The 23852-nt window shown below is 56.7% G+C and carries 23 protein-coding genes; 10 read left to right on the top strand and 13 right to left on the bottom strand.

Annotated elements, in window-relative coordinates; genetic code table 11:
- Positions 1 to 4: 4 nt before the first annotated feature.
- Entirely contained in the window at positions 5 to 460 is a 456-nt protein-coding gene (locus tag F0320_RS00680) for a 4Fe-4S dicluster domain-containing protein (protein WP_149323946.1), read from the bottom strand.
- 383 nt (positions 461 to 843) lie between these two features.
- Complete coding sequence (locus F0320_RS00675; protein ID WP_149323945.1) at positions 844 to 1584, bottom strand: MipA/OmpV family protein; 741 nt, start codon at positions 1582 to 1584, stop codon at positions 844 to 846.
- A gap of 120 nt (positions 1585 to 1704) precedes the next feature.
- On the opposite strand from F0320_RS00675, the gene F0320_RS00670 reads away from it, so the two are divergent.
- Positions 1705 to 2667, top strand: a complete 963-nt coding sequence (locus F0320_RS00670; protein ID WP_149323944.1) for a LysR family transcriptional regulator — start codon at positions 1705 to 1707, stop codon at positions 2665 to 2667.
- Here the strand turns inward: F0320_RS00670 and aldB are convergent.
- The 6 genes from aldB to F0320_RS00640 all read right to left on the bottom strand — a co-directional run bounded on the left by aldB (position 2664) and on the right by F0320_RS00640 (position 9815).
- On the bottom strand, positions 2664 to 4202 hold the full coding sequence (gene aldB, locus F0320_RS00665; protein WP_149323943.1) for an aldehyde dehydrogenase AldB: 1539 nt from the start codon (positions 4200 to 4202) through the stop codon (positions 2664 to 2666). The two genes, F0320_RS00670 and aldB, sit on opposite strands and share 4 nt — an antisense overlap.
- Positions 4203 to 4287: 85 nt before the next feature.
- Positions 4288 to 6135 carry a selenocysteine-specific translation elongation factor gene (selB, locus tag F0320_RS00660; RefSeq protein WP_149323942.1) on the bottom strand — a complete coding sequence of 616 codons (1848 nt, stop codon included), beginning with the start codon at positions 6133 to 6135 and terminating at the stop codon, positions 4288 to 4290.
- Positions 6132 to 7517, bottom strand: coding sequence for an L-seryl-tRNA(Sec) selenium transferase (selA, locus tag F0320_RS00655; RefSeq protein WP_149323941.1), 1386 nt, complete (start codon positions 7515 to 7517; stop codon positions 6132 to 6134). The genes selB and selA overlap by 4 nt, the downstream gene beginning before the upstream one ends.
- 103 nt (positions 7518 to 7620) lie before the next feature.
- On the bottom strand, positions 7621 to 8229 hold the full coding sequence (locus F0320_RS00650) for a glutathione S-transferase (protein ID WP_047651767.1): 609 nt from the start codon (positions 8227 to 8229) through the stop codon (positions 7621 to 7623).
- Positions 8230 to 8319: 90 nt separating this feature from the next.
- Complete coding sequence (locus F0320_RS00645; protein ID WP_149323940.1) at positions 8320 to 9456, bottom strand: HlyD family secretion protein; 1137 nt, start codon at positions 9454 to 9456, stop codon at positions 8320 to 8322.
- Positions 9457 to 9458: 2 nt separating this feature from the next.
- A complete protein-coding gene (locus F0320_RS00640; RefSeq protein ID WP_023334046.1) occupies positions 9459 to 9815 on the bottom strand; it encodes a DUF3302 domain-containing protein in 357 nt (118 codons plus the stop codon).
- A 659-nt stretch (positions 9816 to 10474) separates the two neighbouring features.
- Between F0320_RS00640 and F0320_RS00635 the strand changes: the two genes are divergently transcribed.
- From F0320_RS00635 to trmL, 9 genes are all read left to right on the top strand, one after another.
- Positions 10475 to 12382: a PTS mannitol transporter subunit IICBA gene (locus F0320_RS00635; RefSeq protein WP_126330472.1), complete on the top strand. Its 1908-nt coding sequence runs from the start codon at positions 10475 to 10477 to the stop codon at positions 12380 to 12382.
- A gap of 99 nt (positions 12383 to 12481) precedes the next feature.
- The gene (gene mtlD, locus F0320_RS00630; RefSeq protein ID WP_126330470.1) at positions 12482 to 13630 is read left to right on the top strand and encodes a mannitol-1-phosphate 5-dehydrogenase; all 1149 of its coding nucleotides are present in this window, start codon (positions 12482 to 12484) and stop codon (positions 13628 to 13630) included.
- Positions 13627 to 14217, top strand: a complete 591-nt coding sequence (gene mtlR, locus F0320_RS00625) for a mannitol operon repressor MtlR (protein WP_126330467.1) — start codon at positions 13627 to 13629, stop codon at positions 14215 to 14217. Before mtlD ends, mtlR begins: the two co-directional genes overlap by 4 nt.
- 58 nt (positions 14218 to 14275) lie before the next feature.
- The gene (locus F0320_RS00620) at positions 14276 to 14638 is read left to right on the top strand and encodes a YibL family ribosome-associated protein (RefSeq protein ID WP_126330465.1); all 363 of its coding nucleotides are present in this window, start codon (positions 14276 to 14278) and stop codon (positions 14636 to 14638) included.
- A gap of 272 nt (positions 14639 to 14910) precedes the next feature.
- Complete coding sequence (gene lldP / locus F0320_RS00615) at positions 14911 to 16566, top strand: L-lactate permease (RefSeq protein ID WP_032650757.1); 1656 nt, start codon at positions 14911 to 14913, stop codon at positions 16564 to 16566.
- Positions 16563 to 17336: a transcriptional regulator LldR gene (gene lldR / locus F0320_RS00610; protein WP_023294814.1), complete on the top strand. Its 774-nt coding sequence runs from the start codon at positions 16563 to 16565 to the stop codon at positions 17334 to 17336. The genes lldP and lldR overlap by 4 nt, the downstream gene beginning before the upstream one ends.
- Positions 17333 to 18520: an FMN-dependent L-lactate dehydrogenase LldD gene (gene lldD / locus F0320_RS00605; protein ID WP_047651772.1), complete on the top strand. Its 1188-nt coding sequence runs from the start codon at positions 17333 to 17335 to the stop codon at positions 18518 to 18520. The genes lldR and lldD overlap by 4 nt, the downstream gene beginning before the upstream one ends.
- Before the next feature lie 182 nt (positions 18521 to 18702).
- Positions 18703 to 20043: an MFS transporter gene (locus F0320_RS00600; protein ID WP_126330463.1), complete on the top strand. Its 1341-nt coding sequence runs from the start codon at positions 18703 to 18705 to the stop codon at positions 20041 to 20043.
- 45 nt (positions 20044 to 20088) lie between these two features.
- Positions 20089 to 20562 carry a tRNA (uridine(34)/cytosine(34)/5-carboxymethylaminomethyluridine(34)-2'-O)-methyltransferase TrmL gene (gene trmL, locus F0320_RS00595; protein WP_126330461.1) on the top strand — a complete coding sequence of 158 codons (474 nt, stop codon included), beginning with the start codon at positions 20089 to 20091 and terminating at the stop codon, positions 20560 to 20562.
- Here the strand turns inward: trmL and cysE are convergent.
- From cysE to F0320_RS00570, 5 genes are all read right to left on the bottom strand, one after another.
- On the bottom strand, positions 20559 to 21380 hold the full coding sequence (gene cysE, locus F0320_RS00590) for a serine O-acetyltransferase (RefSeq protein WP_008502718.1): 822 nt from the start codon (positions 21378 to 21380) through the stop codon (positions 20559 to 20561). The two genes, trmL and cysE, sit on opposite strands and share 4 nt — an antisense overlap.
- A gap of 74 nt (positions 21381 to 21454) precedes the next feature.
- The gene (gene gpsA, locus F0320_RS00585) at positions 21455 to 22474 is read right to left on the bottom strand and encodes an NAD(P)H-dependent glycerol-3-phosphate dehydrogenase (RefSeq protein ID WP_126330459.1); all 1020 of its coding nucleotides are present in this window, start codon (positions 22472 to 22474) and stop codon (positions 21455 to 21457) included.
- Positions 22474 to 22941, bottom strand: a complete 468-nt coding sequence (gene secB, locus F0320_RS00580) for a protein-export chaperone SecB (protein WP_003860835.1) — start codon at positions 22939 to 22941, stop codon at positions 22474 to 22476. The genes gpsA and secB overlap by 1 nt, the downstream gene beginning before the upstream one ends.
- A gap of 32 nt (positions 22942 to 22973) precedes the next feature.
- Positions 22974 to 23225, bottom strand: a complete 252-nt coding sequence (gene grxC, locus F0320_RS00575) for a glutaredoxin 3 (RefSeq protein ID WP_023309914.1) — start codon at positions 23223 to 23225, stop codon at positions 22974 to 22976.
- Between the two features lie 11 nt (positions 23226 to 23236).
- Positions 23237 to 23668: a rhodanese-like domain-containing protein gene (locus tag F0320_RS00570; RefSeq protein WP_023309913.1), complete on the bottom strand. Its 432-nt coding sequence runs from the start codon at positions 23666 to 23668 to the stop codon at positions 23237 to 23239.
- Between the last annotated feature and the right edge of the window lie 184 nt (positions 23669 to 23852).

Below are 23852 nucleotides of genomic sequence, written 5' to 3'. Positions count from 1 at the left end.
GTTCTTACGCCAGATTATGCAGCCGTTCGGCGCGTAGTCTGGCAGGATCAACGCAGCGCAACGCGTGGGTTGGACAGGCCTCCACGCAGGCCGGTCCGCCTTCGCGATGCAGGCATAAATCACATTTCAGCGCCTGCGCCCTATTTCCCTCCAGGCGCACCTGCATCGCCCCTAACGGACACGCCACCATACAGCTTTTGCACCCAATGCAGCGCGTCTGCTCAACGAGCCAGGCTCCCGCCGTACGGCTGATGGCATGAGTTGGACAGACGTTAGCACACGGCGCGTCCTCGCACTGATGGCAACCCACTGCCGTTGTGTAGTCGTCCCCCTTAACCACCCGAAGGCGGGGCGAAAAGGCATTTGCGGAGACGATGTCCTGATGCGACACCGCGCAGGCCACTTCGCAGGTGCGGCACCCAATGCATTTTTCCGCATCCGCCACGATAAATCGGTTCATGTGTTACGCCTCGCGCACGTTAAAATCCAGTTCTTTTGAGATAGCCGCTGGCGCTACCGTCGGAATCAGAATGGATGTAAGCCGGATAAAACATAACGACTCCTGATATCCGTGCTTAATTCGCGCCCGTCGCCAAATCCGGGCGAGAGTGCCCGGTATAAATTTCTTTAAGAATGATACATCATGATACGCACCTTTATTGATGGCGCAGATCGCATTAGCGTATCAGGAATATTAATGAGGAAGTCATGACGGAAAGGGAAACGGGAGATAGGTGCTCTCAAATATGCCCGGCAGCGCTTCGCTTGCTCGGGCCTACGTAAAACTGCGATGGCAGTCCATGTAGGCCGGGCAAGGCGAAGCCGCCACCCGGCTTTAGCGCATCAGAAACGCCAGGTCAGGCCGGTCATCAGCGCGAAGCTGTCGTCGCGATCGATCATCGGGCTGTTCTTCACGTCGTCAGGCAAAACGGTGTAAACCGCGCTGGCGTTGAGGTATAGCTTCTGGGTTAACTGATATTTAGCCGCCAGACCAACGTATGGCGTCCAGCTGTCACCGGCGGTATATTCATCCAGTCCGGAGCGGCGAGACTCGCTGCCGGATACACCGTAGTAGTAGTCGTTATAGCTTTCGTCGCTATAGAAAATACCGACAGAGGGCGTCAGGGTCAGGCGTTCCATCCTGATTGGACGGAAGTAAGAAACCTCGCCGATCATACCGCCGCTTTCATCCGTGGCATCTCCCGAGACCGCCATTTTCAGCGAACCCCAGCTTTCGTGGCGGTAGTACGCGCCGCCGAGGAAGGCAGAAGCTTTACGCTCATCAAGCTTTTTCAACTGATGGTCGTCGTTGTCATCAGGATCGAAATGCAGCGGCATCCACGATGCGGTCAGGCTGAGTTCATTTTTTGCGTCTTTCCACAGGATCCATCCGCCCGTGGTCTGGCGAACATAAAAGCTATCGCCTTCGTAACTAATTAACGGTACTGCGGTCGTATTTTCGTTATAGCCTTTGTAAGGAGACTCATTAAATACAGCCCCCGCTCCTAGTGAAAAGTCACCGGCCATTGCTGATGATGTTGCAAATAACGTGGCAGCGATGAGTAAATTGTATTTAATAGTCATTACATGTAATCCATTAAAATGCCAAACAAGCGAGGCGCATAATAATGGTTACAAATTTGCCAATGCAACGCTGCGGTTTATATAATATTATATATAAAATCATATAGATGGGTGCGCAGGATGAGTAATTTACAGCTAAAGCCACGCGAATTAAAAATCATATCCGTCATCGCCGCAACTCGCAGCATTGGTGATGCCGCCGCCCTGCTGGGCATGGCGCAGGCCAACGTCAGCAAATATCTGTCTGATTTTGAAACGCGGGTTGGACTCAAGGTTTTTGAACGCACCACGCGCCAGCTGGCTCTTACTCAGTTCGGTGAAGCGTTACTTCCCTACGTTAACGCCACGCTGGATAAAAACACGCAACTTGTTAATTTCATTGCTGATTACAAGCATGAAAAACGCGGTAAGGTCACGATTTACGCCCCTACGGGTATTGTGACCTATCTGTCGCGGCATGTGATCCACAAAATCGAGGATATCGGTGACATCCGCATATCCCTGAAAACGTACAATCTGGATCGCAATGAATTTGCTGAAGGTGTTTCGTTTCCAGATGACTGCGATATTTTAATTACCTATGCGCAGCCGAAAGACGAAAGTCTGGTTGCCAGCGTGTTAACAAAATATTCCGTTACGGCATTTGCAACCGTTGAGTATTTAAATAAGCATCCCTTAAAGGGACCTGAAGATTTAATTAATCACTCCTGTATTCTCATTGATTCCATGCTGGTCGATGATGCAAATATATGGCGTTTCCGCGTGCATGGCAGCGATAACGTGCATGACTACCGGGTGACCGGTAATTATATTTGCGACAATACGCAGACGGCCCTGGAGCTGGCAAGAAATAATCTTGGGATTGTTTTTGCGCCAAAAGAGAGTCTGAAAAGAGAATTAACGCAAGGGATGCTGGTCCCCTGCTTCCCGCATCAGGAAGAGTGGTGGCTCGATCTGACGGCCATCTTCCGCAAACGCGAATACCAACCCTGGCGCGTGCAATACGTTCTGGATGGCGTTCTGAACTGCCTGCGCCAGCAAATAGCTCAGGCCGCCCATGGACGGCCTGAGCAGGGCGATTAGAACAGCCCCAGCGGTTTATCGGAGTAGCTGACCAGCAAACATTTCGTCTGCTGATAATGTTCCAGCATCATCTTGTGGGTTTCACGCCCGATGCCCGATTGCTTATAACCGCCAAATGCCGCGTGCGCCGGATAGGCGTGGTAGCAGTTGGTCCATACGCGCCCGGCCTGAATGCCTCTGCCCATTTTATAAGCCAGATTACCGTTACGGCTCCAGACGCCGGCACCCAGGCCATACGGCGTGTCGTTGGCAATCTCCAGCGCCTCCTCCATCGTTTTGAAGGTGGTCACGGCCAGTACCGGTCCGAAAATTTCCTCCTGGAAGACGCGCATGTTGTTCTGACCGAACAGGATCGTCGGCTCAAGGTAATACCCTTCCTGCAGATCCCCGCCGAGCACCTTACGGCGACCGCCGGTCAGAATATCCGCCCCCTCTTTCTTGCCGATATCGATGTAGTTGAGGATAGTTTCCAGCTGTCCATGCGAGACCTGCGCCCCCATCTGCGTGACGTTATCGAGCGGGTTACCGCTGCGGATAGACTCTACGCGGCGAATGGCCCGCTCCATAAAGCGCTCATAGATGGACTCCTGCACCAGCGCGCGGCTCGGGCAGGTGCAGACTTCGCCCTGGTTAAACGCAAACAGCGCGAACCCTTCCAGGGCTTTATCGAAGAAGACATCCTCTTCCTCCATCACGTCCGCGAAGAAGATGTTCGGGGATTTCCCGCCCAGCTCCAGGGTAACCGGAATGATGTTCTGCGTGGCGTACTGCATAATCTGCTGGCCCACTTCCGTCGACCCGGTAAACGCCACTTTAGCGATCCGTTTCGAGGTAGCCAGATATTCTCCTATCTCACCGCCCGCGCCGTTGACCACGTTAATCACGCCCGGCGGCAGAAGATCGCCAACGATTTCCATCAGCAGCAGCACCGAGAGCGGGGTCAGACGCGCCGGTTTCAGCACAATGCAGTTGCCGGCGGCCAGCGCGGGCGCCATTTTCCAGCTCGCCATCAGCAGCGGGAAGTTCCACGGAATGATTTGCCCGACGACGCCCAGCGGTTCGTGGAAGTGATACGCCACGGTGTCGCTGTCTACCTCGCTTATTCCGCCCTCCTGAGCGCGAATGCAGGAGGCAAAATAGCGGAAGTGGTCAATGGCCAGCGGCACGTCTGCCGCCATCGTTTCCCGGATCGGCTTGCCGTTATCCCAGGTTTCCGCCGTCGCCAGCAGCTCCAGATTCTGCTCCATCCGGTCGGCGATTTTGAACAAAATGGCCGCACGATCCTGAACGGAGGTGTGGCCCCATTTATCTTTCGCTTTGTGCGCCGCATCCAGCGCCAGATCGATGTCGCGCTTGCCTGAGCTGGCTATTTCGCACAGCGGCTGGCCGGTAACGGGGGTCAGGTTGGAATAGTATTCGCCGTCGACGGGTGCCACCCAGTCGCCGCCAATAAAGTTGTCATAACGGGGCTTCAGCTTGAGGGGAAAACCATACTCGCCGGGCTGGATACGCGATGAGGGAGGATTGTTTGTCATGACCGTCTCCTTGCTGTTGGTGTACATCAAGGGTAGTTCCGGCTGGCGATTTTCTCGCCAACCGGTAACGGCTTTACGACGGGGGTCACGGAGTTTCAGGAAATAATAACGAATCTCGCAATAAATGATCGTTACCGCGACGGCGGGTAAAGCCGATGCGGTTGAAATACTCCAGGATCTGAATCGCCAGCTTGCGGCCCACGTTCAGCCGGTCGCGGAAATCGGCTGCACAGGTAGAGCCCCGCTCCTGATCCAGCTCGCGGATCAGGTTCGCAAAAGCCACAATGCGATCGTTACGGTAATAACGATCTTTCACGATCGCGACTATCAGCCCCTGCTGCGCCGCATGGCGCAATACCTGACGCATTACCTGCTCGTCGGTATTCGTTTCGCGGGCCAGATCGCGAACCCACCACGGCTCATCGCCAAACAGCGAGGCCACTTTTTGCCATACCGCTTCTTGCTCTTCGGTGAACCCGGCCTTGTGATCCGGCAGATGCAGCCAGCCGTGGTGGCTTTTGATCGCCCCGCTTTCGCGCATGTTTTCAATCAGCAGCAGCACCAGCGCATCGTCTTCCATCGGCAGCGCCATGCGCCGCAGACGCTCACGGCCCGGGCCAGGCTCATCCTGATGCTGTTCATGGTACGTTGCGAGCGTGTTCAGTATTTTACGCTGCCAGTGTGCAGCAACCGGGGCGTTTAGCAGACTGTTTCCAGTCTGAATAAAGCCCGGCTGCTGGGCCAGCAGGCGTAACCCTTCCTCGCTCAGCTGGCGTGCCCATGCAAAATCACGCAGGCTCACCGCACCGCGATCGAGATGCACCCGCAGCGCGGCGTTATCATCGCTGGCCTGCGCCGACGCTGCCAGCCACTGCAGATATTCAGGTTTACGCTTGCCGCGTCGCGGTGGATTCAGCGCGACCACCCGTGCCCCGGCCAGCGTTTCCCGCGCGGAAATATCACGCAGAACCAGACGATCGTTGTCTGCAAGCCAGAGCGGAGAATCGAATACCAGTTCGGCAAGGTCGTTTTCCAGCAGCGACACGCGCCCGGTGATATGGCTGGCCGCGTGGTGAATATGCAGCGGCTGCCATTGGGTCAGGGGCACGTTTGTCTGCAGGGAGACAATGACGCGTTCAGACGGCTCAGGTGGGGCATCGGCCAGCAGCCAGTCGCCGCGGTTAAGCTGCTCTTTTTCCGCATCCCCTGCAATGTTCAGCGCGATCCGCTGCCCGGCATGAGCACGCTCCGCGGGCTGATTTTGCGCATGCAGGCCGCGCACGCGCATCGGTTTGTTAACGCCCGTCAGCCACAGGCTATCCCCCACTTTCACTTCACCGCTCAGCGCCGTACCGGTCACCACCAGCCCCACGCCTTTGACGGTAAACGCCCGGTCAATTGCCAGACGGAAGCGGTGATGACTGGCGTGGTCACGCGACGAAAGCTGCTGTAAGTGGTGGCGAAGTTCATCGATACCGCGCCCTTCTGTCGCCACGGTGACAAAAAGCGGTGCATCGGCAAAACCATACTCCTGCAAGGTCGCCTGTACCGCTTCGCGCACCTCGCTGACGCGTGCGTCATCCACGCGATCGGCTTTGGTCAGCGCCACGGTCAGCTGCGGGTTGCCGGTCAGCTGCAGAATCGCCAGGTGCTCGCGGGTTTGCGCCATCACGCCGTCATCGCAGGCCACCACCAGCAGGGCATGATCGATGCCGCCCACGCCCGCCAGCATGTTAGACAGAAACTTTTCATGCCCCGGTACATCTATAAAACCCAGTATGCGGCCATCAGGCTGGGGCCAATAGGCATAGCCCAGATCGATGGTCATGCCGCGCTTTTTCTCTTCCGGCAGGCGGTCGGCGTTTATGCCGGTAATCGCCTGCAGCAACGTGGTTTTTCCATGGTCGACGTGACCGGCGGTGGCAATAATCATTTCAACAACATCTCCAGAAATCGCTCTTCATCTTCAAGGCAGCGCAGATCCAGCCACATTCGGCCATCGTAAATCCGCCCGATAATCGGCGCGGGAAGGCCACGCCAGCGCGACGACAGGGCTTCAAGGTGGCTGCCGCGGCCGTCACGCGGGGTGAACGTGAGCGCTTCACTCGGTAGCCTGTCCACCGGCAGCGAACCGCTGCCAATCTGCGACTGGCAGGGTTCAATGCGAACGTCAAAATCGGGGTAGTGCGGGGCAATACGCGGCAGCAGTAACTCGGCCTGGGCGCGAATCGAGGCGGCATCGCGGTTTAACAGACGCAGCGTAGGCAGGCGGTCGGCCAGTTTTTCCGGGTGGAGATAGAGCCGCAGCGTCGCGTCCAGCGCGGCAAGCGTCATTTTATCGGCTCGCAGGGCGCGCTTGAGCGGATGCTGCTGCAGCTTCGCAATCAGCTCGCGCTTGCCGACGATAATCCCGGCCTGCGGCCCGCCCAGCAGCTTGTCGCCGGAAAAGCTGACCAGGCTGACGCCCGCAGCAATCATCTCTTGCGGCATCGGCTCTTTCGGCAGCCCGTAAAGGCTCAGATCCACCAGCGAGCCGCTGCCGAGATCGGCAATCACCGGAATATTCAGTTCGCGGCCAATCGCCGCCAGCTCGCCCTCTTCAACCGTTTTGGTGAAGCCTTCAATATGGTAATTGCTGGTGTGGACCTTCATCAGCAGGGCGGTATTTTCATTCACCGCCGCGCGATAATCTTTCGCATGGGTGCGGTTAGTGGTGCCCACTTCATATAGCGTGCAGCCAGCCTGGCGCATCACGTCCGGAATACGAAACGCCCCGCCAATCTCCACCAGCTCGCCGCGGGAAACCACCACCTCTTTGCCGCTGGCGGTGGCCGCCAGCATCAGCAGTACCGCTGCGGCGTTGTTATTCACAATGCAGGCATCTTCCGCACCGGTCAGCTGGCACAGCAGATCCGCCAGCGCCCGGTCACGATGCCCGCGTCCGGCGCCGTCCAGATCGTACTCCAGCGTCACGGGCGCCCGCATGGCCTGCACAACCGCCGCGATAGCCTCATCCGCCTGCTGCGCGCGTCCCAGGTTGGTATGCAGCACGGTACCGGTCAGGTTAATCACCGGGCGTAACGCGCTTTGCGCTTTCTCATCCAGCCGGTTTTCAACTTCCTGCTCCCACGCTGCGCACCAGTCGGGCAAGGCGTTTTCTGCCTGAATAGCGCATCGGGCTTCGTCCTGAAGCAGGCGTAACATCTCCACCGTCGCGGTATGGCCAAAACGCTCAACGGCAGCATGAATGCGGGGCTCGCGAAGGAGACGGTCGGTAGCGGGGATCTGGCTGTACAGCGAATGATGAGTAGTCATGAAAGCGCCTGGCAAGTAAATATCTTCCCCCCTCCCGACGGGAGAGGGAGTTAACATGTGGAGGGATTGTACCGCCTCCGACGCCGAAGTGTTATAACCCGCATCAAGCCTTTGGCGGTTCGGTACGGGCAAAGCTCTCGCGGCTAAACAGCGTGTCTGCAAGCTTCACCAGCAGCGGACGGTCGACGCACCAGCCCGGGGAGACGCGGCGGAAGTTAAGATAGCCAATGGCGCAGGCGATGGCGATGGTCCCCAGGTTCAGGCTGTCGGTTTGAATCTTTCCTTCCCGGATAAGCTGTTCGCACCTGTCCAGGCTGCGGCTGATTTTTTCCCGCTGGCGTAACAGTTCCGTTTCCGACTGCTGGGCAGCGGGCCTTGCCTGTTCACGCACGGAGGTTAACGCCGCATCCATAATGCCATCGGCCAGGGCTTCAATTTGCTTCATCGCCAGCGCCGCCTTTGGGTCAGCCGGCAGCATTGCCGGGGCAACGCCCAACAGCTCGATATACTCCGCAATAATCGGGGAATCGAACCAGTATTCGCCCTCGTCCGTCACCAGCGCCGGGACTTTCCCCAGCGGGTTGTACTGCGCGACGCCGTTTTCAGCGTTGTAGGGCTGTTCATTCACGAATTCAAATTCAATCCCTTTCTCCAGCAGGAGAATCGAGATTTTTCGCACGAAGGGACTGGTGTAGCTACCGATGAGTTTCATTGCCTGATCCTTGATGCCGGAAAAAAGTCAGTATGGATCAAGCGATGAAAAAAGGGCAGGTATGCGTGTCGTATTCCTGCCCAGGAAGGATTAGTGATCGAGATAGAGGTAGTGCATCCAGCTGGTCATGCGCAGCAATACTTTACGCATCACCGAGACGTGGGCGAAATGGTCCGAGTAGACCGCCACCTGGGCATAGATACCGTCCGGCAGCGCATCGACTTCAGTGTCAGGACTCAGCTCTATGATGGCCTGCACGCCATCCGTACCCGGTGTGACCGTCAGAGACTGCAGCGCGCCCTGCGCCTGATAGGTTCCTCCCGGCACCACAGGCAGAATCGCGGTGAGCTTACCGGAGAACACCTGGCCCGGCAGCGCGTTAAACACCACTTCCGCTTCATCGCCTGGCTTCAGACGCAGCAGCGAGTTCTGACGGAACTGGGCCACAATCTGACGCTTCTGTTCAGGAATAAAGACCATCACCGGACGCAGCGGCAGCGCGGCGGCGTACGTCCCCGGACGGATCAGCACCTGGGTGATGTAACCATCGCTTGGCGCACGGACCACGGTCTGATCCAGGTTGTATTTCGCTTCGGCAAGCTGCGCGCGTAAGGAGGCAATCTGCGACTGCTCGCCGTTCACCATGCTGTCCAGTTGGCTTTGAATCTGCGTCTGTTCGGCAACGGAGCCTTTCACCATCGCATCCTGCGCGAGATAATTTTGGCGCGCGTTGTCGATATCGCTTTCAGAAAACGGATTCACCTTCGCCTGGCTGCCTTTCAGGTAGCGCTGATAATCTTTAAACAGACGATCGCGTTCAGCCGATACGCGGGTGGTATTGGCGACCGCTTCCGAAAGCTGCGCTTTCAGATTGTCGATATTATGCGTCGCGGTCACCAGGTCGGCCTGGAGTCTGTCGACGCGCGCCTGGTAGCGGCCTGGATCCAGCTTAAATAACACTTCGCCTTTTTTAATAAGCTGGTTATTTTTATCGGTGACTTCACTGACCACACCGGTCACCTGCGGCGTAATCGGAATAGAAATAACCGCCTTTTGCGCCGTAAAGGTGTACGGATGGTTATAGTTCATTAACAGAATAAGTCCGGCAACAATAAATACCCCGCCTAATGTCGCGGTGGCAAGCGTCCACTGGTTTACCGGAATACGAAATATTTTAAAGATGGCCCAGGCAAATGCCACGTAGGTCAAAATAATCAACAGATCCATGATTAGCGCTCCAGCGTGTTTTTATCAGCAGCGGGCTGTACCGCGGCCAGCTTTTGTTCTAATTCGGCCACGCGTTTGGCCAGCGCATCCATGCCCGGAACCTCATCAGGCTTGGTGATGTGGTTTTGCATCCCCCAGCCGCGATCTTCACGGTACAGCGTGGCCCATATCCACAGGAACGGCCAGATGGCATGGAGCGTAAACAGGCTAATCCACCCTGCCGTGTGAATCGCATCGGCATGCGGATGGTTTCGCTTTTTGGCCATATTATAAGGAATGTCATGGATGGCGATGATTCCGTAAAAGAGAACCAGAAATACAAAAATCAATACGCCCAGCGCGAAATAGTTGAGAAACATATTCTCCTCACTTAAACAACGTCAACTCATTGAATTAATAAAACAGTACGCAACCTAATTAATTTATTTTAAAATACATAAGGTATACTGGTTATTTCAGAGCCGGGGAGTATCGGTTTTTATAATATCTCCGTGCAAGTTTATAAGCGTGTCAAAATATATCCTGAATAATAATATACTTAACCTTACAATATGAGCGTAATCCACCTTTTAACTTTTCGCCATACCACACATCAAAAGTGGTTTTTTAGCTTATCGTGTCGTGCAATATCATCCTGGCGCTGAATCGCGAAGCAGAGTTTGCCGCCGATCGCAGCCGGAGAAATCTGCATAAAAATATTTTGTGAAATCAGTCACAATCCAGAAATAAACCCACAAAATCAAATCGTGACACCTATCACAGAAAAGGGTGGTTTTTGTCGTTTTTCTCACCATCGTATTTTTTTTAGTCATACATTTTGTGATTCAGATCACCTCATTAATGTCCACACCCCCTACATTTACGTGATACACGTCACATAAATTTTCGCCATCTGGACAGTTGAACGATTCAGTGCCAGATTTCACAGCATCAGAACAGGGCCCGGCTACCTCTGCCGCCTCATTAACAATAAACCTCGGGCCGCAAGCCTAAGCGTAAACAGAAGAAGGGGTGTTTTATGTCATCCGATTTCAAGATCAAAGTTCAAAGCTTTGGTCGTTTCCTCAGCAACATGGTGATGCCAAATATCGGCGCGTTTATCGCGTGGGGTATCATCACTGCATTGTTCATTCCGACAGGGTGGTTGCCTAACGAAACGCTGGCGAAACTTGTTGGCCCAATGATTACCTATCTCCTGCCGCTGCTCATCGGTTTCACCGGTGGTCGACTGGTGGGCGGTGACCGTGGTGGCGTAGTGGGTGCCATCACGACCATGGGGGTTATCGTCGGTGCGGATATGCCGATGTTCCTCGGTGCAATGATTGCCGGTCCTCTGGGCGGCTGGGCGATTAAGAAATTCGACGTCTGGGTTGATGGTAAGATCAAATCCGGCTTCGAAATGCTGGTGAACAACTTCTCTGCGGGCATCATCGGGATGATCCTCGCGATTCTGGCGTTCCTCGGCATTGGCCCTGCGGTTGAAGTGCTGTCCAAAATTCTGGCGGCAGGCGTTAACTTCATGGTTGCGCACGATATGCTGCCGCTGGCGTCTATCTTCGTAGAACCGGCGAAAATCCTGTTCCTCAACAACGCCATCAACCACGGCATCTTCTCGCCGTTGGGTATTCAGCAGTCTCACGATCTCGGCAAGTCTATCTTCTTCCTGATTGAAGCCAACCCGGGTCCGGGTATGGGCGTACTGCTGGCGTACATGTTCTTTGGTCGCGGCAGCGCTAAACAGTCTGCTGGCGGTGCGGCAATCATCCACTTCCTGGGCGGTATCCACGAAATTTACTTCCCGTACGTGCTGATGAACCCACGTCTGATCCTGGCCGTTATCCTTGGCGGTATGACCGGCGTGTTCACCCTGAGCGTGCTGGGCGGCGGTCTGGTGTCTCCGGCCTCTCCGGGTTCTATCCTGGCGGTGCTGGCGATGACGCCAAAAGGGGCGTACTTCGCGAACATCGCGGCCATCTGTGCAGCCATGGCCGTCTCCTTCGTGGTCTCTTCTATCCTGCTGAAAACCAGCAAAGTGAAAGAAGATGATGACATCGAAGCGGCGACCCGTCGTATGCACGACATGAAAGCCGAATCCAAAGGCGCAACCCCGCTGGCGGCTGGCGATGTGTCTAACGACCTGAGCCACGTGCGTAAAATCATCGTTGCCTGTGATGCCGGTATGGGTTCCAGCGCAATGGGTGCAGGCGTGCTGCGTAAGAAAGTGCAGGATGCGGGCCTGACCAACATCTCCGTCACCAACAGCGCCATTAACACCCTGCCGCCGGACGTTGACCTGGTTATCACGCACCGCGACCTGACCGAACGCGCCATGCGCCAGGTGCCGCAGGCGCAGCACATCTCGCTGACCAACTTCCTCGACAGCGGCCTGTACACCAGCCTGACCGAACGTCTGGTTGCGGCGCAGCGTCACGAAGACAATGAAGTGAAAGTGCGCTCAAGCCTGCAGGACAGCTTTGACGAGAGCAATGCCCACCTGTTCAAACTGGGTGCGGAAAACATCTTCCTCGGTCGTACCGCGGCAACTAAAGAAGAAGCGATTCGCTTTGCCGGTGAGCAGCTGGTGAAAGGCGGCTACGTTCAGCCTGAATACGTTGACGCGATGCTGGAACGCGAAAAACTGACGCCAACCTACCTGGGCGAATCCATCGCGGTGCCGCACGGTACGGTTGAAGCGAAAGATCGCGTTCTGAAAACCGGCGTCGTATTCTGTCAGTATCCGCAGGGCGTGCGCTTCGGCGAAGAAGAAGATGACATCGCCCGTCTGGTGATTGGTATCGCCGCTCGCAACAACGAGCACATTCAGGTGATTACCAGCCTGACCAACGCGCTGGACGATGAGTCTGTCATTGCGCGTCTGGCGAGCACCACCAGCGTGGAAGAAGTCCTGGCACTTCTTAACAAATAAGTTCTCTTCCCTCTCCCCCATGGGGGAGAGGGCTAGGGTGAGGGGAAACGTTCCTCACCCCAGCCCTCTCGGGTAAAAACATTGATGAAGGTTAACACTATGAAAGCATTACATTTTGGCGCAGGTAATATCGGTCGTGGTTTTATCGGTAAACTGCTGGCAGACGCGGGCATTACGCTGACATTCGCCGATGTGAATCAGGTGGTCCTGGATGCCCTGAATGCGCGTCATAGCTATCAGGTACACGTGGTGGGCGAAAACGAACAGGTTGAGACGGTATCCGGCGTCAACGCGGTCAGCAGCATCGGCGAAGACGTTATCGACCTGATCGCCAGCGTCGATCTGGTCACCACCGCCGTGGGCCCGGTTGTGCTTGAGCGCATCGCCCCTGCGGTCGCGAAAGGCCTGGCAAAACGTAAAGCGCAGGGTATCGACACCCCGCTGAATATCATCGCCTGTGAAAACATGGTGCGCGGCACCACGCAGCTGAAAGGCCACGTTCTTAACGCTGTAGCGGACGAAGACAAAGCCTGGGTTGAAGCGCACGTGGGTTTTGTGGATTCCGCCGTGGACCGCATCGTCCCACCTTCTGAATCCGCCACCAACGATCCGCTGGAAGTGACCGTGGAAACCTTCAGCGAGTGGATCGTGGATAAAACCCAGTTTAAAGGCGCGCTGCCGACCATTCCGGGAATGGAATTAACCGATAACCTGATGGCATTTGTCGAACGCAAGCTCTTCACGCTGAACACCGGGCATGCTATAACCGCGTACCTCGGAAAATTGGCCGGTCATCAGACCATTCGTGACGCGATCCTCGATGAGAAGATCCGCGCGGTGGTAAAAGGGGCAATGGAAGAGAGCGGCGCGGTGCTGATCAAACGCTACGGTTTTGATGCTGAGAAACACGCAGCATACATCCAGAAAATCCTCGGTCGCTTTGAAAACCCGTATCTGAAAGATGACGTTGAGCGCGTGGGCCGTCAGCCTCTGCGCAAACTGAGCGCGGGCGACCGTCTGATTAAGCCGCTGCTGGGCACGCTTGAATACGGCCTGCCGCACGCCAACCTGGTGAAAGGAATTGCCGCCGCGATGCACTACCGCAGCGAGCAGGACCCACAGGCGCAGGAACTGGCTCAGCTGATTGATGACAAAGGCGCGCAGGCTGCGCTGGCGCAGATTTCCGGTCTGGACGCCAACAGCGACGTGGTTGTGGAGGCGGTTAACGCATACAACGCAACCAAATGATGCACAGTGCGGCGCAGGTTAACCTGCGCCCAAATAATAGATTGTCAGATATGCAGGCAATAATGGAACAAACCCAGGCCTTTGAAAATCGTGTGCTTGAGCGTCTGAATGCTGGCAAAACCGTACGAAGCTTCCTGATTGCCGCCGTCGAGCTGTTAACCGAGGCGGTGAATATCCTGGTGCTTCAGGTGTTTCGCAAAGACGACTACGCGGTAAAGTATGCTGTAGAACCGTTACTGGACGGAGACGGACCGCTGGGCGATCTATCCGTGCGTCTGAAGCTGATTTATGGTCTTGGCGTGCTCAACCGACAAGAGTATGAAGATGCGGAGCTGTTAATGGCGCTGCGCGAAGAGCTCAATCATGACGGTAACGAGTACACTTTTACCGATGATGAAATTCTGGGGCCCTTCGGCGAGCTGCACTGCGTCAGCGCGCTGCCCCCTGCTCCCCATTTTGACAACAGCGACCCTGAGCTCTACGCGATGCAAAAGCTGCGTTATCAACAGGTTGTCCGCTCCACAATGGTGCTCTCCCTGACTGAGCTGATTTCCCGAATCAGCTTAAAAAAAGCGTTTCAGAAGTAAGCCTGCTCACATTGGTGTATCCTTCCCTGTAAATTCCCCGTTTTCAGAGTTATTTGTCATGAAAGAAGTCGAAAAGAACGAAATTAAACGCCTGAGCGACCGCCTGGATCTGATCCGCCACCAGATGGCTGGCCTGTCACTGGTCGATTCCGCCGAGAAGTACGCCGAGCTGGAAAAAGAAGCCGCCACGCTGGAAACAGAAATCGAGCGCCTGCGCGAAGTGAAGGGCCAGAAGCTGAGCAAAGAAGCGCTGAAGCTGATGAACATGCCGCACCGCCGCGCGATCACCAAAAAAGAACAGGCCGACATGGGCAAGCTGAAGAAAAGCGTCCGTGGTCTGGTGGTGGTTCACCCGATGACCGAGCTTGGCCGCGAAATGGGCCTGAAAGAGATGACGGGTTTTTGTAAGACCGCGTTCTGATTTCATGCCGGGTGGCGCTGCGCTTACCCGGCCTACTCTTTTCCCCCTTCGTGTGAATTGGTCCAACCAATAGCGCAACCAATCCTTCCCCGGTTCACAATTCCATTATTTCCGCTCACAAAACCATTGCTAGCTCATAACATCTGGTTAACCATTCATTGTCATTAACCCTACAATACAACATTGGCAGGACCACTTTTACACAACCTGTGACGCAGAGTTGAGCGGAGACTCACCCGCAGCGCAGGCTGTCTGGTCCCCAGGAGACCTGCATGAGCCTCTGGCAACAAAACTACGACCCGGCCGGAAATATCTGGCTGTCGAGCCTGATCGCATCGCTTCCGATCCTGTTCTTCTTCTTTGCGCTGATTAAGCTCAAGCTGAAGGGCTACCTCGCCGCGACGTATACCGTTGCCATCGCCCTGATGGTGGCGCTGTTCTTCTACAAAATGCCGGTCGATCGCGCGCTGGCCTCCGTTGTCTACGGTTTCTTCTACGGCCTGTGGCCGATTGCGTGGATCATTATCGCGGCGGTCTTTGTCTATAAAATCTCGGTGAAAACCGGGCAGTTCGACATAATCCGCTCGTCGATTCTCTCCATTACTCCAGACCAGCGCCTGCAGATGCTGATTGTCGGCTTCTCCTTCGGGGCGTTTCTGGAAGGCGCGGCAGGCTTTGGCGCACCGGTGGCGATCACCGCCGCGCTGCTGGTCGGTCTGGGCTTTAACCCGCTCTATGCCGCGGGCCTGTGCCTGATTGTGAACACCGCGCCGGTTGCGTTTGGCGCGATGGGTATTCCAATTCTGGTGGCCGGACAGGTCACCGGGCTGGACAGCTTCGAGATTGGCCAGATGGTTGGCCGCCAGCTGCCCTTCCTGACCATTATCGTCCTGTTCTGGATCATGGCGATTATGGACGGCTGGCGCGGCGTGAAGGAGACCTGGCCTGCGGTGATGGTGGCGGGCGGTTCGTTCGCGATTGCCCAGTACCTCAGCTCGAACTTCCTCGGCCCGGAGCTGCCGGACATCATCTCCTCGCTGGTGTCGCTGGTCTGTCTGACGCTGTTCCTGAAACGCTGGCAGCCGGTGCGTATCTTCCGCTTCGCCGACATGGGCGCCTCGCAGGTCGATCAAACCCTGGCGCGTACGGGCTATACCGCGGGACAGGTGATCCGCGCCTGGTCGCCGTTCCTGTTCCTGACCGCAACGGTCACCCTGTGGAGCATCCCGCCGTTTAAAGCCCTGTTCGCCCCGGGCGGCGCGCTGTACGACATGGTGATTAACATCTCCGTACCGTTCCTCGACAAAATGGTCGCTCGTATGCCGCCGGTGGTGCACGCCGCTACGCCGTATGCCGCGGTCTATAAATTCGACTGGTTCTCCGCCACCGGTACCGCCATCCTGTTTGCCGCTATCCTTTCCGTGGTGTGGCTGCGCATGAAGCCTGCGGCCGCGGTGCAGACCTTTGCGGCGACCATTAAAGAGCTGATGCTGCCGATTTACTCCATCGGCATGGTGCTGGCGTTCGCGTTTATCTCGAACTACTCCGGCCTGTCATCGACGCTGGCGCTGGCGCTGGCCCATACCAGCCACGCCTTCACCTTCTTCTCGCCGTTCCTCGGCTGGCTGGGGGTGTTCCTGACCGGTTCCGATACCTCGTCTAACGCCCTGTTTGCCGCGCTGCAGGCCACGGCTGCCCAGCAGATTGGCGTGTCGGACGTCCTGCTGGTGGCCGCGAATACCACCGGCGGCGTGACCGGGAAAATGATCTCTCCACAATCCATCGCCATTGCCTGTGCGGCGGTGGGACTGGTCGGTAAAGAGTCGGATCTGTTCCGCTTTACCGTGAAACACAGCCTGATATTTACCTGCATGGTCGGGGTGATCACCACCCTGCAGGCCTATGTCTTAACCTGGATGATCCCATGATAGTGATGCCCAGACGCCTGTCCGACGAGATTGCCTCTCGCGTGCGGGCGCTGATTGAAGAACAGCAGCTGGAAGCGGGCATGAAGTTGCCCGCCGAACGCCAGCTTGCCGCCCAGCTTGGCGTTTCGCGCAATTCACTGCGCGAGGCGCTGGCGACGCTGGTCAGCGAAGGCGTGCTGGTGAGCCGTCGCGGCGGCGGCACCTTTGTGCGCTGGCAGCATGACGACTGGTCCGAGCAAAACATCGTGCAGCCGCTGAAGACGCTGATGGAGAACGACCCGGACTACAGCTTCGACATCCTTGAAGCGCGTCACGCCATCGAAACCAGTACCGCCTGGCACGCGGCCATGCGGGCAACCGACGCCGACAAAGAGAAACTCATCGCCTGCTTTGAGGCCACGCAAAGCAGCGACCCGGATATCGCCTCCCAGGCGGACGTCCGTTTTCACCTGGCGATTGCCGAGGCGTCGCACAACGTGGTGCTGCTTCAGACCATGCGCGGGTTCTTCGACCTGCTGCAATCCTCCGTGAAGCAGAGCCGCCAGCGTATGTATCTGGTTCCGCCGGTGTTTGCCCAGCTGACCGAACAGCACGAGGCGGTGCTCAACGCCATTCTGGCCGGTGATGCCGAGGCCGCGCGCAAAGCGATGATGGCGCATCTCGGTTTCGTGCACACCACCATTAAACGATTCGATGAAGACCAGGCCCGACAGGCGCGTATTACCCGTCTGCCTGGCGACAGTGATATTTCCAGGGAGAACAAAGCATGATCATTTCAGCAGCCAGTGACTATCGCGCCGCGGCGCAGCGCATTTTGCCCCCGTTCCTGTTCCACTATATCGACGGCGGGGCGTATGCCGAATACACCCTGCGCCGCAACGTGGAAGATCTGTCGGAGGTGGCTCTGCGCCAGCGCGTGCTGAAGAATATGTCTGACCTGAGCCTTGAGACAAAGCTGTTCAACGAAACGCTTTCCATGCCCGTGGCGCTCGCGCCTGTAGGCTTATGCGGCATGTATGCCCGCCGCGGTGAAGTGCAGGCTGCCGCCGCGGCGGATGCCAAAGGCATTCCGTTTACGCTTTCCACCGTGTCCGTCTGCCCGATTGAAGAGGTCGCCCCGACCATCAAGCGCCCGATGTGGTTCCAGCTGTACGTCCTGCGCGATCGCGGCTTTATGCGTAACGCGCTCGAGCGCGCCAAAGCGGCGGGTTGCTCCACGCTGGTCTTTACCGTCGATATGCCGACGCCCGGCGCGCGCTATCGTGATGCCCACTCCGGCATGAGCGGCCCGAATGCTGCGCTCCGCCGCTACTGGCAGGCGGTTACTCACCCGCAGTGGGCTTGGGATGTCGGCCTGCACGGTCGTCCGCACGATCTGGGCAATATCTCGGCATACCTCGGTAAACCGACCGGACTGGAGGATTACATTGGCTGGCTGGCGAACAACTTCGATCCGTCGATCTCGTGGAAAGACCTGGAGTGGATCCGCGAATTCTGGGACGGCCCGATGGTAATCAAAGGGATCCTCGATCCGGAAGATGCCCGCGATGCGGTCCGCTTTGGCGCAGACGGGATTGTGGTCTCTAACCACGGCGGACGCCAGCTTGACGGGGTGCTCTCCTCCGCACGCGCCCTGCCGGCCATCGCCGATGCGGTGAAAGGCGATATTGCGATCCTGGCCGACAGCGGCATCCGCAACGGGCTGGACGTGGTGCGTATGATTGCGCTGGGCGCCGACAGCGTGCTGCTGGGGCGCGCGTATCTGTATGCGCTGGCGACGGCGGGCCAGGCAGGGGTGGCGAATCTGCTCAACCTGATCGAAAAAGAGATGAAGGTGGCGATGACGCTGACAGGTGCAAGAACGATTAGCGAAATCAGTAAGGATTCTCTGGTGCAGGAGTTAAGCAAATTACCGGCGGCGCTGGCGCCACTTGCTCAGGGAAACGCGGCCTAAATTCTCCTCCGTTAATACACCTTTTTCTCGCGCCCGATTTCCCCCTCGGGCGCTTTTTTACGCCAAAAATAACATCCAGATAACATATTGGATAAGAAAATTTGACATCCACCTGCCGTTCGCAATTGTATAGACAAGCAAATACAAGAACACAAAAACAACATCAGATCGGAGGGGAGCGTATGGCGTATTCAGGTAAGGTGGATATTCAGCAGGTGATCGATGAGAGTCCCTTTTCAGGGTTTCACTGGCTGCTCATTGTGCTGGGCTTTCTGGTTCTGGCGATCGATGGTTTTGATACGGCGGCGATGGGTTACATCGCACCTACGCTGTCGGCAGAATGGGGGATACACAAACAGGATCTGGGTCCGGTGCTGAGCGCGGCGCTGCTGGGGCTATCGCTGGGCGCGCTGATTGCCGGTCCGGTATCGGACCGGATGGGGCGCAAGCGCGTGCTGGTTTTTTCGTGCCTGTTCTTCGGCCTTGCGAGCCTAGGGACGGCCTGGGCGCAAAGTCTGAATACGCTCACGCTGTGGCGCTTTCTGACGGGCCTGGGCCTCGGTGCCGCAATGCCTAACGCCATCACGCTGATCTCCGAGTTTGCCCCCCAGCGCTGCCGCGCCATGGCTATTAACACCATGTACTGCGGCTTCCCTCTGGGCGCGGCGGGCGGCGGCGCGATCTCTTCCTGGCTTATCCCCCACCACGGCTGGCGAAGCGTGCTGCTGACCGGGGCGATTGCGCCGCTGATTTTAACGCTGCTGCTGGCGCTGTTTTTACCGGAGTCCGTGAAGTTTCTGGTGCAGCGCGGGAAAGACGTCATGCAGGTCCGCCGTATCGCCAGCCGGTTCGCCCGCAGCACGCTGGATAGCGTCACGGGCTTCTTCCTGGCGGAGGAGAAGCTCGCCTCTAAAAAAGGGAGCGTGTCGCAGCTCTTTTCCATGCCCTGGCTGCCCGGCACCCTGATGCTGTGGGTGACCTATTTTATGGGGCTGGTGATTTACTACGTCCTGCTTAGCTGGATGCCAACGCTGATGCAGGGGATGGGCTATGCTCTGGCGGAATCCGCCTGGCTCACCTCACTGTTCACCTTCGGCGGCACCGCAGGCATTCTGCTCGCGGGCTGGATGATGGACCGCTGGGAAGCGCATAAAGTGGTCGCATGTGGTTTCGTGCTGACAATGGGCCTTATTCTTTTACTGGGTATTGAGCATAACCATATCGCTCTATTTGGCGGGCTGATTTTCCTGATGGGGATCGCGATGAACGGCGCGCAATCGGGCATGCAAACCCTGGCCGCCACCTTTTACCCTACCGAGTGCCGCGCGACGGGCATCGCCTGGATGCAGGGGATCGGCCGCTTTGGCGGCGTGGCGGGAACCATGACCAGCGCCCAGCTTCTCGCTATGCAGTGGCAGGCAGACAGTATTTTAATGATCCTCAGCGTGCCCGCTCTGGTGGCCGCGGCGGCAACCGTCTACAAAATGCTGTACAGCCGCTCGCAGGAACCCGGCGTCGCGTAGTTCCTCTCTTTTCTGCTATTCTGCCCCCGCAATTAAGGGGGCAGCATGCTTAGCATCGTTTTATTCGAACCAGAAATTCCGCCGAATACCGGCAATATTATCCGCCTGTGCGCCAACACCGGTTTTCGTCTGCACATCATTGAGCCGATGGGCTTTACGTGGGACGACAAACGCCTGCGTCGCGCAGGGCTGGATTACCATGAATTTACCGCCGTTATTCGCCATCACGATTACGCCGCGTTTCTGGAAGCCGAGCAGCCGCAGCGCATGTTCGCCCTGACCACCAAAGGCACGCCAGCGCACAGCGCCGTAAGCTATCAGGATGGTGACTATCTGATGTTTGGCCCGGAAACCCGCGGCCTGCCGGCCACGATCCTGGATGCCCTGCCCGCTGAGCAGAAAATCCGTATTCCGATGATGCCGGACAGCCGCAGCATGAACCTGTCGAACGCGGTGTCGGTGGTGGTGTATGAAGCCTGGCGCCAGCTGGGATATCCGGGCGCCATTCTCAGAAGTTAAATGCCGTCGCCATACTCGAAGGTATGGTGAATGCCGTTGAAGTGCTGATCCATGTCCATGGACGGCTTATCGCTGTCTGGTTTACCGACAATGCGCGCCGGTACGCCAGCGGCGGTGGTATGCGGCGGCACGGGCTGGAGCACCACGGAGCCTGCGCCGATCTTCGCGCCGCGCCCGACTTCGATATTGCCAAGGATTTTGGCACCCGCGCCAATCATCACCCCTTCACGGATTTTCGGATGGCGATCGCCGCTGGTTTTACCGGTACCGCCCAGGGTAACCGACTGCAGGATCGAGACGTCATCTTCAATGACCGCCGTTTCCCCGACGACAATCCCGGTGGCGTGGTCGAGCATGATCCCGCGGCCAATTTTCGCAGCCGGGTGAATATCGACCTGGAACGTCACGGAAACCTGGTTTTGCAGGAAGATCGCCAGCGCGCGGCGGCCTTCATTCCACAGCCAGTGGCCGATGCGGTAAGCCTGCAGGGCGTGGAAGCCTTTCAGGTACAGCAGCGGCGTAGAATATTTATCGACCGCCGGGTCACGCGTGCGCACGGCCTGAATATCGCAGGCGGCAGAGGCGATCATTTCCGGGTCTGCAGCGTAAGCCTCTTCCACCACTTCACGAATAGCGATAGCGGGCATGATCGAGGAAGCCAGCTTGTTGGCGAGCATATAGCTCAGCGCACTGCCGAGGTTTTCGTGCTTAAGTAGCGTTGCGTGGTAGAAACTGGCCAGCATAGGCTCGCAGTCGGCCAGCGCCCGGGCTTCGGCTTTAATATTGTTCCAGACGATATCCAGTTCTTCACACGGCATTGCTTACTCCAGACGATAGTTAATGACCAGCCAGTTCTGCGCTGGCTGGGTCATTCAGGTGACAACGGTTCCGACTAGTTACTGCTGCGCTCGTCCTTGCGCGCACGACCTAATAAGGTCAATGCTGCCTCGCGCGCATTTTTTCCGCAATACAATACCTGATAAATTTCCTCGGTTATTGGCATTTCGACACCGAAACGGTGCGCCAACTCGCGGACTTCCTTGGTATTGCGGTAGCCTTCAACCACCTGACCAATCTTCTCCTGCGCGCTTTTAACATCGCTGCCCTGTCCGAGCATCATGCCAAAGCGGCGGTTACGAGACTGGTTGTCGGTACAGGTCAGCACCAGATCGCCCAGGCCAGCCATCCCCATAAAGGTGGCCGGATCGGCACCCAGCGCTTCGCCCAGGCGGGACATCTCGGTCAGCCCTCGGGTGATCAGCGCCGTACGCGCATTGGCACCAAAACCAATGCCGTCTGACATCCCTGCCCCAATCGCAATCACGTTCTTCACCGCACCCCCCAGCTGCACGCCGATAAAATCGGGGTTGCTGTAGACGCGGAAGCTCTTGCCGCAGTGCAGCAGCTGTTGAAGATCGTCGGAGAAGGCCCGATCGGTGGAGGCCAGCGAAATCGCCGTCGGCAGGCCAGCGGCCAGCTCTTTGGCAAAGGTCGGGCCGGAGATGACCGCCAGCGGGATCGCATCACCCAGCGCTTCGCGGGCGACGTCCTGCAGCAGTCGTCCGGTTTCGGCTTCCAGTCCTTTTGTCGCCCAGACAATGCGCGCATCCGGGCGCATCAGCGGCTTAATCTGACGCAGCACGTCGCCAAATACATGGCTCGGGACCACAATCAGAATGTTGCGGCTGGCCGCCAGCGCGGTCGCAAGGTCGCTTTCAAGGTGCAGGGAGTCGGGGAACGGAACGTCCGGAAGAAACGCCACGTTACAACGGTCGCGTTGCAGCGTTGCGATATGTTTTGGATCGTGGCCCCAGAGGACCACATCGTGACCATTTCTTGCCAACGTGATGGCAAGAGCGGTGCCGTATGAGCCGGCACCGATCACAGTCATTGACGCATTAACAGTGCTCATCAGGCATCCTGATGTTGTTCAGCACCTTCGCCAGCTTGCTGCTGCAGATAGTTCATGAACAGCGCATCAAAGTTAACTGGCGCAAGGTTCAGTTGCGGGAATGTACCGCGAGAAACCAGGCTGGTGATGCATTCACGCGCATACGGGAACAGAATGTTCGGGCAGTACGCACCCAGGCAATGCGCCATCTGGTTGCCTTCGATACCGCCGATAGAGAAGATACCGCCCTGCTGAACTTCACACAGGAATGCAGTTTCTTCGCCCAGGGACGCGGTAACGGTCACACGCAGCACGACTTCATACACGTCATCTGCCAGCTGGGTAGATGCGGTATCCAGATCAAGTTTAACCTCTGGCTGCCAGTCTTTCTGGAAAACATGTGGCGCATTTGGCGCTTCGAAAGAGACGTCCTTGGTGTAGATACGCTGGATCTGGAAAGTCATCTCGGTGTTGTTTTGTTCTGACATGGAAATACCCTTTTTAATTGTCCTAAAGTCTCTTAGCTCAGCAGCGGATCGAGTCCACCACGGGCGTCGAGCGCATACAAGTCATCACAGCCGCCAATGTGCTGCGCATCAATAAAAATCTGCGGAACCGTCGTGCGACCACTACGTTTGATCATCTCTTCGCGTTTAATCGCGTCACCGTCGATCGGCAGTTCCTGAAACGTGACGCCTTTGCTGTTCAGCAGCGCTTTCGCACGATGACAGAACGGGCACGTCGCTTTGGTATAGATCTCAATATTGGCCATGACTGAACTCCTTATTTACCGCGTACCAAAGGAAGATTTTCCCCGCTCCAGCCGGAAATACCTTCTTTCAGCACCGTTACATTTTCGAAGCCTGCTTTATGAAGCGCGCTGGCAGATTCCTGTGCCTGCATGCCGGTCGCATCGACAACGATAATCGGCTGGGCTTTGTGTTTCTCAAGCTCACCGACGTTGTTCGCTTTGATTTCAGCTGGCAACAGGTTGATTGCGCCCGCGATGTGACCTTTACGGAAATCGTCACGCTGACGCAGATCGACCACGACGGCATCTTCTTTGTTGATCAGACGTGTCGCTTCACCACGGGTGATAACCTTAATTTTAGACGTCAGGCTCTTAAATGTGGTGAACAGCACAGCAGCCAGCAGGCCAATCCACGCGATGCTCAGAACCGGATGGCGGCTAACGAATTGCATAATTTCTTGCATGGAGGGTAACTACTCCCGACTAAGTGATAAAAAAAACCAGGACAGGAGTATACCTGTGCGTTCTGGCAAATACAGCCAGCGACCATAACCTAATCCATTTTCTGCGGCATGCCACCTAAAAAAATGCCTCAAAATGGTCTGGTGAACATCTTGCCCCTGCGCTTTCTTTGATCTTCTGCGGCTA

Origin of the sequence: Enterobacter dykesii (assembly GCF_008364625.2) — a bacterium.
Lineage (GTDB): Bacteria > Pseudomonadota > Gammaproteobacteria > Enterobacterales > Enterobacteriaceae > Enterobacter > Enterobacter dykesii.
This window is presented reverse-complemented; position numbering and strand designations above follow the sequence as displayed.

What these genes read in the sequence shown, in the direction of transcription:
- selB (WP_149323942.1), bottom strand. Translation starts at nt 6,135, where the DNA reads ATGATTATTGCCACCGCCGGTCACGTCGACCATGGAAAAACCACGTTG.
- gpsA (WP_126330459.1), bottom strand. Translation starts at nt 22,474, where the DNA reads ATGAGCACTGTTAATGCGTCAATGACTGTGATCGGTGCCGGCTCATAC.
- mtlD (WP_126330470.1), top strand. Translation starts at nt 12,482, where the DNA reads ATGAAAGCATTACATTTTGGCGCAGGTAATATCGGTCGTGGTTTTATC.
- selA (WP_149323941.1), bottom strand. Translation starts at nt 7,517, where the DNA reads ATGACTACTCATCATTCGCTGTACAGCCAGATCCCCGCTACCGACCGT.
- F0320_RS00640 (WP_023334046.1), bottom strand. Translation starts at nt 9,815, where the DNA reads ATGTTTCTCAACTATTTCGCGCTGGGCGTATTGATTTTTGTATTTCTG.
- secB (WP_003860835.1), bottom strand. Translation starts at nt 22,941, where the DNA reads ATGTCAGAACAAAACAACACCGAGATGACTTTCCAGATCCAGCGTATC.
- trmL (WP_126330461.1), top strand. Translation starts at nt 20,089, where the DNA reads ATGCTTAGCATCGTTTTATTCGAACCAGAAATTCCGCCGAATACCGGC.
- F0320_RS00570 (WP_023309913.1), bottom strand. Translation starts at nt 23,668, where the DNA reads ATGCAAGAAATTATGCAATTCGTTAGCCGCCATCCGGTTCTGAGCATC.
- F0320_RS00680 (WP_149323946.1), bottom strand. Translation starts at nt 460, where the DNA reads ATGAACCGATTTATCGTGGCGGATGCGGAAAAATGCATTGGGTGCCGC.
- F0320_RS00650 (WP_047651767.1), bottom strand. Translation starts at nt 8,229, where the DNA reads ATGAAACTCATCGGTAGCTACACCAGTCCCTTCGTGCGAAAAATCTCG.
- cysE (WP_008502718.1), bottom strand. Translation starts at nt 21,380, where the DNA reads ATGCCGTGTGAAGAACTGGATATCGTCTGGAACAATATTAAAGCCGAA.
- F0320_RS00620 (WP_126330465.1), top strand. Translation starts at nt 14,276, where the DNA reads ATGAAAGAAGTCGAAAAGAACGAAATTAAACGCCTGAGCGACCGCCTG.
- F0320_RS00670 (WP_149323944.1), top strand. Translation starts at nt 1,705, where the DNA reads ATGAGTAATTTACAGCTAAAGCCACGCGAATTAAAAATCATATCCGTC.
- mtlR (WP_126330467.1), top strand. Translation starts at nt 13,627, where the DNA reads ATGATGCACAGTGCGGCGCAGGTTAACCTGCGCCCAAATAATAGATTG.
- lldR (WP_023294814.1), top strand. Translation starts at nt 16,563, where the DNA reads ATGATAGTGATGCCCAGACGCCTGTCCGACGAGATTGCCTCTCGCGTG.
- F0320_RS00600 (WP_126330463.1), top strand. Translation starts at nt 18,703, where the DNA reads ATGGCGTATTCAGGTAAGGTGGATATTCAGCAGGTGATCGATGAGAGT.
- F0320_RS00645 (WP_149323940.1), bottom strand. Translation starts at nt 9,456, where the DNA reads ATGGATCTGTTGATTATTTTGACCTACGTGGCATTTGCCTGGGCCATC.
- F0320_RS00675 (WP_149323945.1), bottom strand. Translation starts at nt 1,584, where the DNA reads ATGACTATTAAATACAATTTACTCATCGCTGCCACGTTATTTGCAACA.
- F0320_RS00635 (WP_126330472.1), top strand. Translation starts at nt 10,475, where the DNA reads ATGTCATCCGATTTCAAGATCAAAGTTCAAAGCTTTGGTCGTTTCCTC.
- grxC (WP_023309914.1), bottom strand. Translation starts at nt 23,225, where the DNA reads ATGGCCAATATTGAGATCTATACCAAAGCGACGTGCCCGTTCTGTCAT.
- aldB (WP_149323943.1), bottom strand. Translation starts at nt 4,202, where the DNA reads ATGACAAACAATCCTCCCTCATCGCGTATCCAGCCCGGCGAGTATGGT.
- lldP (WP_032650757.1), top strand. Translation starts at nt 14,911, where the DNA reads ATGAGCCTCTGGCAACAAAACTACGACCCGGCCGGAAATATCTGGCTG.
- lldD (WP_047651772.1), top strand. Translation starts at nt 17,333, where the DNA reads ATGATCATTTCAGCAGCCAGTGACTATCGCGCCGCGGCGCAGCGCATT.